Origin of the sequence: Pseudogracilibacillus auburnensis, assembly GCF_003201975.1 — a bacterium.
GTDB classification, from domain to species: domain Bacteria; phylum Bacillota; class Bacilli; order Bacillales; family Amphibacillaceae; genus Pseudogracilibacillus; species Pseudogracilibacillus auburnensis.
This window is the reverse complement of sequence record NZ_QJJQ01000015.1, coordinates 48,082-66,362: the sequence shown is the minus strand read 5'-3', so window position 1 is coordinate 66,362 and position 18,281 is coordinate 48,082. Positions and strand designations below refer to the sequence as shown.

The 18,281-nt window shown below is 33.9% G+C and carries 15 protein-coding genes; 9 read left to right on the top strand and 6 right to left on the bottom strand.

The genetic code is table 11. The features are described 5' to 3' along the window. Positions 1-19 precede the first annotated feature (19 nt). Positions 20-1,900: a tRNA uridine-5-carboxymethylaminomethyl(34) synthesis enzyme MnmG gene (gene mnmG / locus DFR56_RS17730; RefSeq protein WP_110396787.1), complete on the bottom strand. Its 1,881-nt coding sequence runs from the start codon at positions 1,898-1,900 to the stop codon at positions 20-22. Between the two features lie 55 nt (positions 1,901-1,955). Then, positions 1,956-3,329: a tRNA uridine-5-carboxymethylaminomethyl(34) synthesis GTPase MnmE gene (mnmE, locus tag DFR56_RS17725; protein ID WP_110396786.1), complete on the bottom strand. Its 1,374-nt coding sequence runs from the start codon at positions 3,327-3,329 to the stop codon at positions 1,956-1,958. Positions 3,330-4,037: 708 nt separating this feature from the next. Here mnmE and DFR56_RS23090 point away from each other — a divergent pair. After that, on the top strand, positions 4,038-4,478 hold the full coding sequence (locus tag DFR56_RS23090) for a hypothetical protein (RefSeq protein WP_158525699.1): 441 nt from the start codon (positions 4,038-4,040) through the stop codon (positions 4,476-4,478). A 263-nt stretch (positions 4,479-4,741) separates the two neighbouring features. On the opposite strand, the gene jag is transcribed toward DFR56_RS23090, so the two are convergent. The 4 genes from jag to rpmH form a co-directional block, all read right to left on the bottom strand. Next, positions 4,742-5,359, bottom strand: a complete 618-nt coding sequence (jag, locus tag DFR56_RS17710) for an RNA-binding cell elongation regulator Jag/EloR (protein WP_110396783.1) — start codon at positions 5,357-5,359, stop codon at positions 4,742-4,744. Continuing rightward, on the bottom strand, positions 5,356-6,120 hold the full coding sequence (gene spoIIIJ / locus DFR56_RS17705; protein WP_110396782.1) for a YidC family membrane integrase SpoIIIJ: 765 nt from the start codon (positions 6,118-6,120) through the stop codon (positions 5,356-5,358). Before spoIIIJ ends, jag begins: the two co-directional genes overlap by 4 nt. 36 nt (positions 6,121-6,156) lie before the next feature. Next, positions 6,157-6,495, bottom strand: coding sequence for a ribonuclease P protein component (gene rnpA / locus DFR56_RS17700; protein WP_110396781.1), 339 nt, complete (start codon positions 6,493-6,495; stop codon positions 6,157-6,159). 78 nt (positions 6,496-6,573) lie between these two features. After that, positions 6,574-6,708: a 50S ribosomal protein L34 gene (gene rpmH / locus DFR56_RS17695; protein WP_110396780.1), complete on the bottom strand. Its 135-nt coding sequence runs from the start codon at positions 6,706-6,708 to the stop codon at positions 6,574-6,576. Positions 6,709-7,450: 742 nt separating this feature from the next. On the opposite strand from rpmH, the gene dnaA reads away from it, so the two are divergent. The 8 genes from dnaA to DFR56_RS17655 all read left to right on the top strand — a co-directional run bounded on the left by dnaA (position 7,451) and on the right by DFR56_RS17655 (position 18,256). Then, positions 7,451-8,794 (top strand): chromosomal replication initiator protein DnaA, encoded by a 1,344-nt coding sequence (gene dnaA / locus DFR56_RS17690; protein WP_110396779.1) that lies wholly within the window; start codon positions 7,451-7,453, stop codon positions 8,792-8,794. 300 nt (positions 8,795-9,094) lie between these two features. Beyond that, positions 9,095-10,231 (top strand): DNA polymerase III subunit beta, encoded by a 1,137-nt coding sequence (dnaN, locus tag DFR56_RS17685; protein WP_110396778.1) that lies wholly within the window; start codon positions 9,095-9,097, stop codon positions 10,229-10,231. Positions 10,232-10,969: 738 nt separating this feature from the next. After that, positions 10,970-11,191 carry an RNA-binding S4 domain-containing protein gene (locus tag DFR56_RS17680; RefSeq protein ID WP_110396777.1) on the top strand — a complete coding sequence of 74 codons (222 nt, stop codon included), beginning with the start codon at positions 10,970-10,972 and terminating at the stop codon, positions 11,189-11,191. Positions 11,192-11,238: 47 nt separating this feature from the next. Continuing rightward, positions 11,239-12,357, top strand: a complete 1,119-nt coding sequence (gene recF, locus DFR56_RS17675) for a DNA replication/repair protein RecF (RefSeq protein ID WP_110396776.1) — start codon at positions 11,239-11,241, stop codon at positions 12,355-12,357. 23 nt (positions 12,358-12,380) lie between these two features. Further along, positions 12,381-12,638, top strand: a complete 258-nt coding sequence (gene remB / locus DFR56_RS17670; RefSeq protein ID WP_110396775.1) for an extracellular matrix regulator RemB — start codon at positions 12,381-12,383, stop codon at positions 12,636-12,638. Between the two features lie 96 nt (positions 12,639-12,734). Further along, positions 12,735-14,654 (top strand): DNA topoisomerase (ATP-hydrolyzing) subunit B, encoded by a 1,920-nt coding sequence (gyrB, locus tag DFR56_RS17665; RefSeq protein ID WP_110396774.1) that lies wholly within the window; start codon positions 12,735-12,737, stop codon positions 14,652-14,654. Between the two features lie 176 nt (positions 14,655-14,830). Then, on the top strand, positions 14,831-17,296 hold the full coding sequence (gyrA, locus tag DFR56_RS17660; protein ID WP_110396842.1) for a DNA gyrase subunit A: 2,466 nt from the start codon (positions 14,831-14,833) through the stop codon (positions 17,294-17,296). A gap of 102 nt (positions 17,297-17,398) precedes the next feature. Continuing rightward, entirely contained in the window at positions 17,399-18,256 is an 858-nt protein-coding gene (locus tag DFR56_RS17655; protein ID WP_110396773.1) for an HD-GYP domain-containing protein, read from the top strand. Positions 18,257-18,281 lie beyond the last annotated feature (25 nt).

Below are 18,281 nucleotides of genomic sequence, written 5' to 3'. Positions count from 1 at the left end.
CTGATGTTGATCATATAAATTAAGAAGTTCGTTTCACATTACCTTGTTCGATATAAACGAGCAGAATAGAAATATCAGCTGGATTTACACCGGATATCCTTGATGCTTGCCCAATGGACATTGGTTGAATCTTTTTAAGCTTCTCTCTCGCTTCAAATGCTAAACTATGGATAGCGTCATAGTCAATATTCTCTGGTATCTTTTTGTCTTCCATTTTTAACATTCGTTTAACTTGATCATTTGCTTTTTTAATATATCCTTCATACTTCACTTGAATTTCTACTTGCTCTTTTACATCAGTTGGTATTTCTTGAACGCCAATGATTTTTTCAACTACCTCAAAAGTAACTTCAGGACGTTTTAGTAAATCAATCGCTCTTATAGCATCTTTTAGTGGCGTCGAATTTGCTGCTTGTAATTTTTTTTGCACTTCGTCATTTACTTTAATAATTTCATTAAATAAATGTTCTTTCTCTACATCTATTAGTCGTAATTTTTCTTGGAATTTTGCGTAACGTTCTTCAGAAATTAAACCTAATTTATACCCTAATTTTGTTAAACGAATATCAGCGTTATCATGTCGTAATAATAAACGGTATTCGGCACGTGAAGTTAACAAACGATAAGGTTCACGTGTACCTTTTGTCACTAGATCATCAATTAGGACACCAATATAACTTTGTGATCGGTCTAATATAAATGCGTCCTTGCCTTGATTTTGTAGACTCGCATTAATACCGGCAATAATTCCTTGTGCGGCAGCTTCTTCATACCCTGACGTGCCATTAATTTGTCCAGCCGTATATAATCCTTTTATACTTTTCGTTTCTAGTGTAGGCCAAAGTTGAGTTGGAGGAATAGCATCATATTCTATCGCATACCCTGGCCGCATCATTTCCGCATTTTCTAGTCCCGGAATAGAACGTAAAATATCCGTTTGGATAAATTCTGGTAATGAAGTCGATAAACCTTGTACATATACTTCCTCCGTATGACGTCCTTCCGGTTCTAAAAACACTTGATGACGTGGTTTGTCATGAAATCGTACAATTTTATCCTCAATCGATGGGCAATATCTTGGTCCTGTCCCTCGCTTCATTCCCGAATACATCGCTGATAAAGTTAAATTATCATTAATTACTTCATGTGTCCGCTCATTTGTATGAGTTAACCAACAAGGTATTTGTTCCGTCATATAATCTGTCGTTTCATATGAAAATCCTTGTGGTTTATCGTCACCAGGCTGAATTTCAGTTTTTGAGTAATCAATTGTATGACTATTTACCCGAGGAGGTGTACCTGTTTTAAAACGAACTAAATCAAAACCAAGCTCCTCTAAGTTTTCCGACAATTTTATAGACACTCGTTGATTGTTTGGACCACTTTCGTATTCTAAATCACCAATTAACACTTTTCCGCGCATAAATGTACCTGTTGTGATAATGACCGCTTTAGCATAATAGGCAGCATGTGCTTCTGTAATAACCCCTTTACATTGTCCATCTTCCATGATAAGTTCGGTTACCATAGCTTGTTTTAACGTAATATTTTTTTCATTTTCTATTCGCCGTTTCATCTCTTGAATATATAATGGTTTATCTGCTTGTGCCCGTAAAGCGCGAACAGCTGGGCCTTTTCCCGTATTTAACATCCGCATTTGAATATATGTTTTATCAATTACTTTCCCCATCACTCCGCCAAGGGCATCAATTTCTCTAATGACAATCCCTTTTGCAGGTCCCCCCAGTGAAGGATTACATGGCATAAAAGCAATCATATCTAAATTTAACGTTAACATTAACGTTTTTGATCCCATTTTTGCGGCTGCCATTGCTGCTTCACAACCAGCATGCCCAGCTCCTACAACAATTACATCATAACTTCCAGCATCATATGTCATCTTGTTCACCCTTTCTGCATTCAATGTTTTTTCAGAAGATCATACTCTTCAAATGTTATTTCCCTAAACAAAACTGTGAAAATAATTGATCGATTAAACTTTCACTTGCCGTATCTCCAATTATTTCCCCTAATAATTCCCATGTTCTCGTTACATCTATTTGTACAATATCTAAAGGCATATTTAGTGCCAACGCATGTTGTGCATCATCCAAGGACGCTTTTGCCTGTTTTAATAATGAAATATGTCTAATGTTTGAGACATATGTGACCTCATCACTACTTAACTCATTTGAAAAAAACATAGTTGATAACGCAGTTTCAAGCTCGGTACTTCCTTGATCATTAATTAAGGAAGTACTTATAATTGCCCCTTTAGACAGCTTCATTATTTCTTCCATTTCTATCTTTCTTTCTAAGTCTACCTTATTTATAATCACAATATAATTCAACTGCTCTAGAGATTCAAAAATCATCCGGTCATCATCTGTTAACATTTCATTATTATTTAACATAAACAGCACAAGATCGGCTTCTTGCAACATTTTGCGGGAACGTTCCACACCAATTTTTTCAACAATATCTTTTGTTTCTCTTATTCCAGCAGTATCAATTAATTTAAGGGGAATTCCCCGAACATTGACATATTCTTCAATAACATCCCTCGTCGTACCAGGTATATCTGTTACAATCGCTCTTTCCTCTTGAACGAGTGAATTCATTAAAGATGATTTTCCAACATTTGGACGACCAATAATAGCTGTTTTAATCCCTTCTCTTAAAATTTTACCTTGTTCTGCGACTTGTAATAACTTTTTTATTTCTCCTTCTACATATTTCGTTTTTATTTGCATCAATTCATGGGACATTTCTTCCACATCATCGTATTCCGGATAATCAATGTTCACTTCTACATGAGCGATCGTTTCAATCAACTCTTGTCGTAATTTCCTAATTAATCGAGAAAGTTTCCCATCTAGTTGATTTAGCGCTACATTCATCGCTTTATTCGTTTTTGACTGAATCACATCCATCACTGCCTCAGCCTGTGACAAATCAATTCGTCCATTTAGAAAAGCACGTTTCGTAAATTCTCCTGGGTCTGCCAAACGGGCTCCTTGCTCTAACACCATTTCTAAAATACGTTGTACAGCAATTAAACCACCATGACAATTAATTTCAACCACATCTTCACAAGTAAATGTTTTAGGGGCACGCATAATAGACACAATTACTTCATCAGCAATTTCTTCTGATGTTGGATCAACAATTTTTCCATAATGCATTGTATGGCTTTTTGCTTCCATTAAATGTTTCCCTTTAAATAATTGATTCGCCATTTGAATCGAATCGGGTCCACTTAAACGAACAATTGAAATAGCCCCTTCTCCGACTGGTGTAGAAATTGCCGCTATCGTATCTATTTCCATCTTTACACACCTCCTATAAAATTAAAATGATCTATATTATTATTCACATTGTGTATAGTGAAAATTACTTTACGACAAAACGTCACTAATATAATAGAATATCATAATTTTATCAAAAAACAAAGTTATCCACAATGTGAATAACGAGCTTTTAGCACTCATCTTTGTCTATTTTTTAAAATTTTTTTTAAATAAATGAAAAAAACGATAAAAAAATAATACTCATGATTGGAAAATCACGATATTTTTGTGTATAAAAAGATATATCTTTTTTATACAGATGAATCAATTTCATCATTCAATATAGCGTTTCAAAAACCGAACTATTTTGCTTGAGCAGAAGGCTTTCACTCCAGGTGGTCGCTTTCCGCGGACGGCTGATAAGCCTCCTGCCCCGGCAAGGGGTATGCAGACGTTGCCCGCAAAGGGCGGTTTTAGTCTGTAATCTTTCGATATTGCGGGGTCTTATCTAGGCCTCTTCTCCTGCAGGAGTCGACCACCTGCCGTTCCTGCCAAAATTTTATAGGATGTAAAAACGAACGATAACATTATACTTTTGTTTGTTGTTCGGTTTTATTCTAGAAGTAGTCTATTATGAAATTGACTTAGATAAGAAAGTATAAATTCTTTCTAGACTCGCATACGTGTAACTAAAGTATTCACGAACAAGCTTGTCGAGTACTAATTTTCTAAGATTGGAGAGGGAAAATGCAAAAATTAATCATTTTATTCGTCAGTTCTACATTATTACTTGGAATAACGGCTTGTTCTCAAAAAGATACGGATCAACAGCAGGAAGAAAGTGAAAAACAAGCTAAAACAGAAGAACATACGGAACAAAATGTCGATCAAAATGAAGTAGCTGTTCAAGAAAATGAGGAGGAGGGACAGAAAGAAGCGGAAAATGAGCAACAAGACATTCCAGATACAATCGCTCATATGGAGGAAGCAACTATATTAGCAGATCATATAGATTTTTCTAATTTACATGCAAAAGTCGAAACAGACAATGCTAATAAACGTGTCATCCTTTTTCAAGATAATGACCATTCGAAAAAATATAAAAGCATTTTCATAAAAAATGACCAACGATTAAAAATTATTGATCTAAAAAATGATGGATTAATTTATAATGATATCATTAGATAATGATATATATTGATTTTTATCCTATAAATTATCAACATGTGGATAACTCGAGAGAGTAAACTATCTTCTTCTAAACTTTCCTTTTTCGCAAAAATTTTTATACTGAGAACGAAAGTTGCGCTGTTTACGAAGCATTATGTTTATTGCAACATGGAATCGCAGTCCTGGCATCGTGCTTTTAACCAGTGAACAGAAAAAATGTATTAACTCTCCTTATTTTCTAAAAATAAAAACCCCAGGAATAGTCACCCTGGAGTTTTATTTTATGAAGGTTTGATCACAACATGACGATGAGGCTCTACCCCTTCTGAATATGTTGTTACACCCGTTAATTCTTGTAATGTACTATGAATAATTTTTCTTTCATAAGCTGGCATCGGTTCCAGTGCAACTTTACGGTTTATGCGCCCTGCTTTATCCGCCATTTTATGAGCTAAATCAACCAATGTTTCTTTTCTTCGCTCGCGGTAACCTTCTGCATCAACTGTTACAGAATGGAATTGTCCCCCACTTTTATTTAAAACTAGTTGCGTCAAATACTGTAAAGAGTTTAATGTCTTTCCCCTTTTACCGATTAAAATAGCAATTTTATCACCTTGTAAGTGGAAGTTAACATGATTATCTTCCTTCATAGAAGTTACGGTTACATCTACTCCCATATTTTTAGCAACATTCGTTAAAAAAGCTTCGGCTTCTGAAATATTATCTTTCTTTTCTTTTACTTTTACGACTGCCCGAGCAGATCCAAATATACCTAAAAATCCTTTTTTTCCTTCATCAATTACTTCAATTTCGACTTGATCACGTGTAATATTTAACTGCTCTAAAGCTGATTGAATCGCCTCTTCAACTGTTTGGCCACTAGCAGTTACTTCTCTCACTTTTTGTCTCCTCCAGTACTAGCATCTTTCATCATCGGTTTACGAATAAACAAAGTTTGGGCAACCATGAAAATATTCCCTACTACCCAATATAAAGCTAAAGCTGCTGGGAAGAAAAATGCAAAAACTGTAATCATGATCGGCATTAAATATAACATTGCAACCATTTGTGGATTTTGTGCTGCTGGACTACCTGCCATCATTAATTTCTGTTGTAAAAATGTCGCTGCACCAGCGATGATAGGTAAGACATAATCAGGTGAATCAAGTGCAAACCATAAAAATGTATGATCTTCAATTGCTTCTGTTCGCATAATCGCATGATACATCGCAATTAAAATTGGCATTTGAACGAAAATCGGCAAACATCCTGCAAGTGGGTTAACACCATGTTTTTGGAATAATGCCATCGTTTCTTGTTGTAATTTTTGCTGTGTGTTTGCATCTTTTGAACTATACTTTTTCTGTAATTCCTTAATTTCTGGCTGAATATCTTGCATTGCTTTTGAACTTTTTAGTTGTTTAACGTTCAGTGGTAATAAAAATAAACGAATAATTAATGTAACAACAACGATAGACAAACCATAATTATCTTTAAAAACATCCGCAAAATATGTAATTAACCATGACATTGGATAAACAAAGTAATGGTTCCAGATGCCTGTACTTTCTGCATTAATCGGCTCTTTAATATCCATACATCCAGATAATAATACTAAAACACCGATAAGCAGAAGAAAAATAAACATCTTTTTACGCAAATCTTTTTCCTCCTTACCTGAAACTTCTTGAATTATTTATATAAACAAACATTGTTTTCTTAATAAATGAGAAAGACTACTTTTAATTTGCTTACAATCCATATGTACTGTTGGTTTCCTAGCAATAATAATAATATCAACTTCAGGTAAAATCGTCTCTTCTAACTGTAGAAATGACTCACGTACATATCGTTTTATTCGATTTCGCGTAACAGCATTTCCTATTTTTTTTCCGACAGAAATTCCCAATCTAAAATGAGGTTGTAACGGTTTTTCTTTATAGTATATGACAAGCTCACGATTTGCAAAAGATTTACCACTCTTTAAAATCTCTTGAAATTCACTATTATTCTTAATTCGGTATGCTTTTTTCATCGCAATCACCTTTATAAAATTACCTTAACAAATATTAGGTTAAAACTGAAAAAAGACCACTGACATACTTTCAGTGGCCTATGCAGACAATACGTTTCTTCCTTTGCGACGACGACGCGCTAAAACTTTGCGACCATTCTTTGTACTCATTCGTGCACGGAATCCGTGTATTTTTTTACGTTTACGATTATTTGGTTGAAATGTTCTTTTCATTTCATGCACCTCCTCTAAAACTAATTGATCTATCTATAGAAACTAAAACGAATATGAAATAGGATGCAATTAGGAATGAGATCTCTAAATGCATGACTGGACGTTACAACCTAATGGTAATCAAAGTTACATATTTAAATAAAGTAAGAAACTTTCCTGCCAAGTAAACCTACTCTTCATTTTCTGTTTCCATCTTAAAACTTTCTTGATAATTATACGTAAACAATAGCTTTTAGTCAACTTACATCTTCATCTATAAACTTGCTGAAGAGAATTTTACTATCCACAAAATAATCACATGTGCATAAAATAAAAATGACTCATTCAACAATTATCGACAAGTTAACCACAAATATAACAATTGTTGATAATTTTTATACCCACGGTTAATAAGATATGGATAACCTTATAAAAAACATTGCATATTGTAACAAATTTTGATATTCTAATTATGCTTCAACATGTTAATAACTTTTTATTCAATATCACTTATCCCCAACTTGTGGATAATATGTTAACATATTCAATCTTCTGTTTATAAAAATACCACTTGTGAATAAGTCTACTATTTTTTAATAGACTTATTATTTATTCACAAAAAGATTTTTTAGCCACAGAAACACAATCAGCAGTTAATTAAACGAACATTCCTTTCCCTTTCTCACCTATTTTAATGAGAATTTGCGAAAGGATTTTTACACTTATAACCAGTATTATTTAACGAAATAAAGAGGTGTAACCCTTGGAAAATATAGAAGAGTTATGGGACTACATATTGACTGAAATGAAATCAAAAATAAGCAAACCAAGTTATGACACTTGGTTAAGCCAAACAGAGGTAAAAGAAATTAACAATCATATATTGATTATTTCTGTTCCCAATGAATTCACAAAAAATTGGTTAGATCAACGTTATACAGATGTCATCGATACATTACTATTTGAAATGACAGGTGTAGAGCTCTCTGTAAAGTTTGAAATTATTGAGGAAAATGTCGAGGCAGAACAAGGCGAACTGACCAAAACAAATCAATCTCCTGATACTAATGACATCCAACAAATGTTAAACCCAAAATATACATTTGACACATTTGTTGTCGGTGCAGCCAACAGGTTTGCACATGCGGCTTCACTAGCAGTTGCTGAGGCTCCAGCAAAATCATATAATCCATTATTTATTTACGGTGGAGTTGGTCTAGGTAAAACTCATTTAATGCATGCAATCGGACATTATGTAAGGGAATATCATCCCGATCGAAAGGTAATTTATTTATCATCGGAGAAATTTACCAATGAATTTATTAATGCAATTATGGATAATAAAGCAGACAACTTCCGTAATAAATATCGTAATGTCGATATTTTACTCGTTGATGATATTCAATTTTTAGCAGGGAAAGAACAAACTCAGGAAGAATTTTTCCATACATTTAACACACTTCATGAGGAAAATAAACAAATTATTATTTCAAGTGATCGACCACCAAAAGAAATTCCAACATTAGAAGATAGATTGCGATCTCGTTTTGAATGGGGATTAATTACCGATATATCCCCTCCAGATCTGGAAACAAGAATTGCCATTTTAACAAAAAAAGCGAAAGCAGAAGGGTTAAACGATATATCGAATGAAGTGATGCTATATATCGCCAATCAAATTGATACGAATATTCGTGAGTTAGAAGGAGCATTAATTCGGGTTATTGCCTATTCCTCATTAATAAATCAAGATATCAATACAGCCCTTGCAGCTGAAGCATTAAAAGATATTATTCCGAATAATCGTCCGAAAAAGTTAACGGTTAAAGGGATTCAAGAATTTATTGCCGAAAAATACAATGTAACGGTAGATGAATTTTTATCGAAAAAAAGAACGAAATCAATTGCATATCCTAGACAAATAGCGATGTATTTGAGTAGAGAATTAACTGATTTATCTTTACCAAAAATCGGTCAAGAATTCGGTGGGCGTGATCATACGACCGTCATTCATGCTCACAAAAAAATATCTGATATGATTTCTACCGATCATGATTTACAAGCTGAAATAAATGCGTATATCGAAGAATTAAAAAGTAAATTATAGTTTGCTCAAAGACGAGTAATCGCCGTCCTAGGACATTGTGCATTTAGCCAGTGAGTAGTAAGACCTTTTTTCTGCCAAAGAAATACGAAGTGTCATTGTCAGTAGACCTTTTAAACAACCGCTTATGAACATGTGTATAACTAATCACTTTTCAAAAAGTAGTTCACATGTTAATAACATACGTGAAACCAAGCACAAAAAGATTTACACAGACTTATCCACATATTCACAGGCCCTATTACTACTATTACTTATTTATTAATAAATTAATTATGCAGTGAAATTTAAAGGAGGAGCAAAATGAAATTTAAGATTCAAAAAAAATATTTACTTAACAGTATCCAAGCTGTATCTAATGCTATTTCATCTAGAACCGTTATTCCGATATTAACTGGCATGAAAATTGATGTTACTCCATCAAAAATTGTACTGACTGGGAGTAATTCAGATATAACGATTCAATCTCACATCCCGAGTATGAAAGAAGAGGAAGAAATTATTACCGATATGACTGCTGGGTCAATCGTATTACCTGTTCCTCATTTTCCAGAAATTATTCGAAAATTGCCTGAGGATATTGTACATGTAACGGTAGAAGACAACTATAAAACAATTATTCAATCTGGAAAAGCAGTCTTTACTTTATATGGACAAAGCAGCGAGGAATATCCACATATAAAAATAAATCAAAGTGAAGATCATTTAACTTTAAATATTAAAGATTTAAAAACATTAATCAGACAAACTGTATTTGCAGTATCTCCTATGGAAACTCGTCCAATTTTAACAGGGGTCAATGTTTCTTTAACGAATGATTTATTAACATTTACAGCTACAGACAGTCACAGGCTTGCTTTACGTTCCATTAATATAAAGGAAAATAACTTAGAAGCAGATAGCATCGTCATTCCAGGGAAAAGCTTACAAGATTTAAATAAAATTTTTGATGATCATGACGGAAAAGTGCATATGACGATATTGAAAAATCAAGTACTATTTTACACAGACCATCTTTATTTTTTATCTCGATTGCTAAGCGGAAATTATCCAGAAACTTCTCGGTTAATTCCGAATGAAAGTAAAACGACATTACATATTTTTACGAAAGACTTGATCCATACAATTGAACGTGCTGCCCTTTTATCAAGTAGGGACCAAAATAATGTTATTCGCTTAGATACATTAGAAAATAACATCATTGAAATCTCGGGTAATTCACCTGAAATAGGTAATGTAAAAGAACAATTAGGAGCTGTGTCTATCGAAGGGGAAGAATTAAAAATTTCATTTAGTTCTAGGTATATGTTAGATACACTAAGAACGATCGATAGTGAACGAGTACAAATAGATTTTACTGGTGCTATGCGCCCATTCGTCATACGAACACCAGATGAAGATAAAATTTTACAACTAATTCTACCTGTTCGAACATTTTAATAGTAAAAACTTGGCATTCGCAAAAGAAAACATGACGAGTGCCTATGTTACACTTATGTAGAAGGAAATTTTGTGTTATCCTAACTGCTAATATAGTTTTTATAAAGAGGCTGTCCAACTGTTATCTATAAAAGTAAGGATGATAGATGATATCCCTACTGACATTAGATGGCAAGTCGTTGAAAAAAATCCCTTTGGTGAGGCTAATGTTTATCCATAAAACCTAGTCTCGTTAGAGCCAAACGGATGTGATCATATGAGTATTCGGATTATCGTGTGCAAAAATAATAATGTAGATGGTATAAACTTACCTAACAAATGGAATATGCGAGACTTCTGTGGGACGTAAGGCATCGGTGAGACCCCTCAAGAGCGGTAGCTCAAGAAGGCCTTAACAGCCACCCATGGAAAGTGTCCATATTCCATTTTCGTATTTAGAAAGTAAAATACTCGCACAATATTTTCCGATGACCAACTATTTTTACTGGTCATAAAGTTTCACCATTTCAACGAGTTTTCTATTCTGGGCAAGCTCTTTATTTTTTTTATGGAATGAATGATGAAAGAAAAATACAATTCGTTAAAATCATTTTTAAGTATGTTAGAGCGTTTTTTCTATAAAAGAGGGGTCTTCCTACCAATCGAACGAAAACTATAGTAAAATAGGTTATAAGGGGATTTAAAGTAAATTACTCATTTCGATAATCAGGAAAATAAAGAGAAAAGGAAATGTGTTAAATGGAAGAAATTGTTATAAATGATACGTTTATTACTTTAAATCAATTATTAAAAAGAACAAATCATTTCGAATCAGGCGGATTTATTAAGTTTTATATTAATGATGAAGGTGTTTATGTAAATGAGGAATTAGAGCATCGGAGAGGAAGAAAACTGTATCATCAAGACATCGTAAAACTTAAAACCGGTGAAACATTCATCGTTATTCAAAAAAGTGGCTAAAAGAGGATGAACACACACTAAAAGATGCAATTAAATGAGGAATATGCATGTTTATAAAACAATTACAGCTTAAAAATTATCGAAATTATGAGCAATTAGATATTTCGTTTGATAATAAAGTAAATGTAATTATTGGAGAAAATGCACAAGGGAAAACAAATTTACTTGAGGCAATTTATTTATTAGCTTTTACGAAATCTTACCGTACAGCAAATGATCGAGAGTTAATTTTATGGGATAAAGATTTTGCCAAAATAACGGGAATGATCAGTAAAAATAATGATCAACAAATCCCTTTAGAATTAATTTTTCATAAAACAGGTAAAAAAGCAAAATTAAATCGATTGGAACAAAAACGATTAAGTGAATATATCGGAGCACTTAATGTCGTAATGTTTGCACCTGAAGATTTGTCCCTAGTAAAGGGATCTCCTCAAGTTCGCAGACGATTTATTGATATGGAACTTGGACAAATTGAGCCAATCTATATTTATCATTTAGGTCAATATCAAAAAATCCTAAAACAACGGAATCATTTATTAAAACAATTACAGCATCAAAAACAACAAGATATTACTTTTTTACATGTACTAACAGATCAATTAGTAAAACATGCTGCCATCATTGTAAAAAAGCGATTTGACTTTTTAAAGTTACTAAGAAAATGGGCGATTCCGATTCATTTACAAATTAGTCGTGAGTTAGAACAATTAGATATTGTATACACCTCAACTATTGAAGTATTAGAAGATGACGATGAGGGAAAACTAGAAAATAAGTATTATGCTACTTTTTCCGAAGTAGAAGCAAACGAAATTAGACGTGGCTCGACTTTAGTTGGTCCCCATCGAGATGATTTAATTTTTTATATTAATCATAAAGATGTTAAATTGTATGGTTCACAAGGGCAACAACGAACGACCGCCCTATCTTTAAAATTAGCTGAAATAGATTTGATCTATGAGCAAATTAAAGAGTATCCCATCTTACTTTTAGATGATGTACTAAGTGAATTAGATGATTTTAGACAATCTCATTTGTTAAGCACGATTCAAGGAAAAGTGCAAACTTTCGTTTCAACTACCACAGTAGATGGTATTAATCATGATACATTAAAACAGGCATCTATTTATTCAGTCCAAAAAGGTACGATAACTCCATATTAAAAAATAAAGGAATGTGGAATAGATTGTTTATTTATATTGGAAATGATCATGTCATTGAATCAAAGCAGATTATTTCTATTTTAGATTTTCAGCTTATTCATTCAGAACTAAAAAAAATGATTGAGCAACGAAAAGAAGTTAAACAAGTATTTGGTAAACAAGAAGATGCGAAATCAATTATTCTCACAGAAGATACTGTCTATTACAGTCCTTTTTCAACAATAACATTAAAAAATCGAGAAGAAATGTATCCAACAATCAATGAATTAGAAAAAGAATAAATAAAGTAAATTGCTTGCTAAGAAGTTAGAGTGATTAGTAAGAAAAACCGTATGTAAGTTTTACCTTTAACTATGGAATGTAGGTGAATTTTATAAATGGAAGAGAAATTAATGAATGAACAATCATACGATGCCGAACAAATTCAAGTATTAGAAGGGCTAGAAGCAGTTAGAAAAAGGCCTAGTATGTATATAGGTTCAACGAATGAAAAGGGCTTGCATCATCTTGTTTGGGAAATTACAGATAACAGTATTGATGAAGCATTGGCTGGGTACTGTGATCAAATTGATGTCATTATTGAAGAGGATAACAGCATTACAGTAAAAGATAATGGTCGCGGAATACCGACTGATATTCATGAAGAGTCTGGAAAACCTGCAGTTGAATTAATTTTAACTGTACTCCATGCTGGTGGAAAGTTTGGTGGAGGCGGTTATAAAGTATCAGGTGGATTACACGGGGTTGGTGCATCTGTTGTAAATGCTTTATCTACACACTTAGATGTGTATGTGCATCGAGATGGGAAAGTTCACCTTTTACATTTTGAAAAAGGGGAACCACAAGGGGCTATCCAAATTATTGGAGATACAGATACAACAGGGACAATCATTAATTTTAAACCAGATCCCGACATATTTACAGAAACAACTGTATTTGATTATGATACGTTAAAAAATCGATTACGTGAACTAGCATTTTTAAATCGGAAAATTACGATCACGTTAGAAGATAAACGCGATGATAAAGAAAAAGAATCATTTTATTATGAAGGTGGAATTAAATCATACGTTGAATTTATGAACAGAACGAAAGACGTATTACATGAGCCAATCTACGCAGAAGGTGAAGCGAATGATGTCTCTGTGGAAATTGCTTTACAATACAATGATGGATACGCCAGTAATTTATTTTCGTTTGCAAATAATATTCATACGTATGAGGGAGGAACACATGAAGCTGGATATAGAACAGCACTTACTCGGGTAATCAATGATTATGCACGGAAAAGTAACTTATTTAAAGAAGACGATGAAAATTTAACTGGGGAAGATGTTAGAGAAGGTATGACTGCTATTGTTTCGGTCAAACATACTGATCCACAGTTTGAAGGACAAACGAAAACGAAATTAGGAAATAGTGATGCCCGCTCTGTAACAGATTCTGTTTTTAGTGAGGCATTTTCAAAATATTTATTTGAAAATCCAAGCATTGGTAGAATTATTGTGGAAAAAGGAATGATGGCTTCGCGAGCTCGTGTCGCAGCTAGAAAAGCACGTGAATTAACCCGTCGAAAAAGTGCTTTGGAAATTTCTAATTTACCCGGGAAATTATCCGATTGCTCCTCAAAAGACGCCGAGATTAGTGAGTTATTCATAGTGGAGGGAGATTCAGCGGGTGGTTCTGCAAAGTCTGGGCGAGACAGACATTTCCAAGCAATTCTGCCTTTACGAGGTAAAATATTAAACGTCGAAAAAGCACGTTTGGACCGTATTTTATCAAACAATGAAGTTCGCATGATGATTACAGCACTAGGTACAGGAATAGGAGAAGACTTTGATATTACAAAAGCTCGTTATCATAAAATCGTTATTATGACGGATGCAGATGTGGATGGTGCACATATTCGAACGTTACTATTAACCTTTTTCTATCGTTTTATGAAACCATTAATTGAGTATGGCTATGTTTATATCGCACAGCCACCGTTATATCAAGTAAAGCAAGGAAAATCATTGCATTATGTATATAATGACGAGCAGTTAGAATCACTTTTGGCCGAACTTCCAGAGTCACCGAAACCAAATTTACAACGATATAAAGGTCTTGGGGAAATGAATGCGGATCAACTGTGGGAAACAACGATGAATCCCGATTCTAGAACATTATTACAAGTAGAATTAAAAGATGCGATTGATGCGGATGAAGTATTTAATATTTTAATGGGTGATAAAGTAGAACCACGAAGAGACTTTATTGAAGAGAATGCCGAATATGTGAAGAATTTAGACGTATAAAAAAGCATTTTTCTCCCGCAGATAAAAAAGTAAAAAATTTCTTGACTCGCATAAGTGCGACGAAGGCTTTCACCATTTTGGGCGATAAGCCAAGTTTTCTAATATTTCATCGATTGGGAGGTTTATGTTAAGTGGAAGAACGATTAAATGTTGAACAAATAAATTTAAGTGAAGAAATGCGCACATCCTTTCTTGACTACGCGATGAGTGTGATCGTTTCACGTGCATTACCGGACGTAAGAGATGGTTTAAAACCTGTTCATCGTCGAATTTTATATGCCATGAATGAGTCAGGTATGCATGCAGATAAGCCATATAAAAAATCAGCTCGTATCGTCGGGGATGTCATGGGGAAATATCACCCACATGGTGATTCATCCATTTATGATGCAATGGTTCGGATGGCGCAAGATTTTAGTCATCGTTATTTACTTATTGACGGGCATGGAAACTTCGGTTCAGTCGATGGGGACTCGGCAGCTGCAATGCGTTATACAGAGGCTAGAATGTCAAAACTAGCGATGGAATTGTTACGTGATATTAATAAAGATACGATCGATTATACAGATAACTATGATAGTACAGAAAAAGAGCCGGTTTATTTACCTGCTCGTTTTCCGAACTTACTTGTTAATGGATCATCAGGTATTGCGGTCGGGATGGCAACAAATATTCCGCCCCATAATTTAGGTGAAACAATTGATGCAGTGCTCGCGATTAGTAAAGATCCAACTATTACAGTCGATGAATTAATGGAAAATTATGTTCATGGTCCAGATTTCCCAACAGCAGGAATTATTTTAGGACGTAGTGGTATTCGTAAAGCATATGAAACAGGACGTGGATCAATTACCCTTAGGGCTAAAGTAGAAGTAGAGGAAAATAGTAATGGTACAACGACTATTTTAGTAACAGAATTACCTTATCAAGTAAATAAAGCTAAATTAATAGAAAAAATTGCCGAATTAGTTCGAGAAAAGCGAATTGATGGGATTACTGAATTAAATGATGAATCCGATCGTAATGGGATGAGAATCGTCATGCGTTTGCGTCGTGATGTAAATGCAAATGTCGTATTAAATAATTTATATAAATATACTGCCCTTCAAACGACATTCGGTATTAATATGTTAGCTTTAGTAGATGGTAAACCGAAAGTATTAACATTAAAACAATGTTTAGAACATTATTTAAATCACCAAATTAATATTATTAGACGTCGAACTCAGTTTGAATTAAGGCGTGCAGAAGCGCGTGCTCATATTTTAGAAGGATTACGAATTGCTTTAGATCATCTTGATGAGGTCATTACACTTATTCGTAATTCAAAAACAGCAGAAGTTGCGCGTACCGGTCTAATGGAACGATTTAAATTATCGGAAAAACAGGCACAAGCAATTTTAGATATGCGTTTACAACGTTTAACAGGGCTCGAACGTGAAAAGATTGAAGAAGAATATAACGAATTACTAAAACTCATTGAAGAATTAAAAGCAATTTTGGCAGATGAAGAAAAAGTGCTTGCAATTATTCGCGAAGAGTTAATAGAAATAAAAGAGAAATTTAATGATGAACGTCGTACAGAAATAGCTATGGGTGGAGTAGACTTCTTTGAAGATGAAGATTTAATTCCAGTGGAAAATATCATTATTACATTAACCCATAAAGGTTATATTAAACGTCTTCCTTCATCGACTTATCGGACCCAACATCGTGGTGGTCGTGGAATTCAAGGAATGGGAACTCATGAGGACGATTTTGTCGAGCATTTAGTTTCAACTTCCACCCATGATACCGTATTATTTTTCACGAATAAAGGGAAAGTCTATCGTTTAAAAGGGTATGAAATTCCTGAGTTTGGTAGGACCGCTAAAGGACTACCACTAATAAATCTATTACAAATAGAAAAAGATGAATGGATTAATACAGTCATCACAATAAGTGAATTTGATGAAAATGGCTTTTTATTCTTTACAACAAAATCCGGACTTGCTAAGAGAGTATCCTTACCTCATTTTGCAAACATTCGTCGTGGTGGATTAATTGCTATTAATTTACGAGAAGAAGATGAACTCATATCTGTTCGTTTAACAGATGGATCTAAAGATATTGTCATTGCGACAAAGAATGGGTATGTGATCCGTTTTGATGAAAATGTCGTCAGATCGATGGGACGTGTTGCAACAGGTGTACGTGGTATCTCCCTAAGGAATGATGATGAAGTTGTTTCCATGGAGATTGTGGAAGAAGATGCTTATATTTTACATGTGACGAATAAAGGAATTGGTAAACGAACACTTGAAACACAGTATCGAAAAACAAATCGTGGTGGAAAAGGTTATTATGTATGTCGTTTAACTGATGAAACAGGTCATGTCGTTACAGTAAAAATTGTAAATGGTAATGAAGATTTAATGCTTATCACTGTCGATGGAGTACTCATTAGAATTCCAGTTGATGGCATTCCGATTACTGGTAGGAATACACAAGGAGTGCGATTGATTCGCGTACAAGGTGAAGAAGAAGTAGCGACAGTTGCTAAAATTGCAGAAGAAGAGGATGAATCAGAGGAAGAGCTTGATTCAAATGATGAGCATCACAACAATAGCCAAGATGCAGAAGATGAAAGTATAGAAGAATAACTTTTTTAGCAGATAAGATTTACTGCATAAGTGCAACGAAGGCTTTTCGCCATATAGGCTTGGCGATAAGCCAAGTTTTCTAAAGATAAGGGAGGAATTACGATGGAAATAGCCACAAAAAGACTTACTCCTGGAATGAAATTAGACCAAGATGTTATCGGTAAATCAGGTAAACCAATTATTGCTAAACATACGGAATTAACAGAAATGCATATTGAATTTATCGAAAAGTTCTTAATTGAAACGGTCTCTGTCACTCCCTTATTCAAAAGTGAAAAAGAAAATACAGACGTTGCTATACCAATTCAAAAACAGAGAAGTCAATTACTTGCAGATGAATATGAAACAGCCGTCATGGAATACAAAAAGTTATTTGCTACATGGGAAAATAGTATGCCTGTCGAAATGTATTCCGTTCGAAAAATATGTATTTCCCTTTTTGAACATGCGATCGACTACTCTTTTGAGGCGATTATGCATGTTACAAAAAACCACGAAAATCTTTTTTATAAAAGTGTTGCGATTAGTTTACTGTCTATCGTCTTAGCGAAAAAGTTAAAATACCAAAAGAAAGATTGGCTTCAAATTGGATTTGCTGCCCTGTTAAGTGATTGTGGAATGGCAAAACTAAATGCGAGTACAGTAACGAATAATATAAAAGAAATGGAACTACATCCAATTTACTCCTATAAGATGGTTGAGAATGTGCCAACATTGACTAAGCAGGCAAAAATGGGAATTTTACAACATCATGAATTTTTAGATGGAAGTGGATATCCTGCAAAATCTGATGAAAGTAAAATACATCCATATGCAAGAATGATAGCGGTAAGTGAATTTTTCTATCATCATTATTCGGATGACAAGTCTAAAATAATTCAGTTAATGAGAGAAGCAAGTGGAAAATTAGATCGTACAATGACAAATATATTATTGAATGAGTTACATGGTGTTAGTTGATTGGTAAATAGTTTTGAAAGAGCTA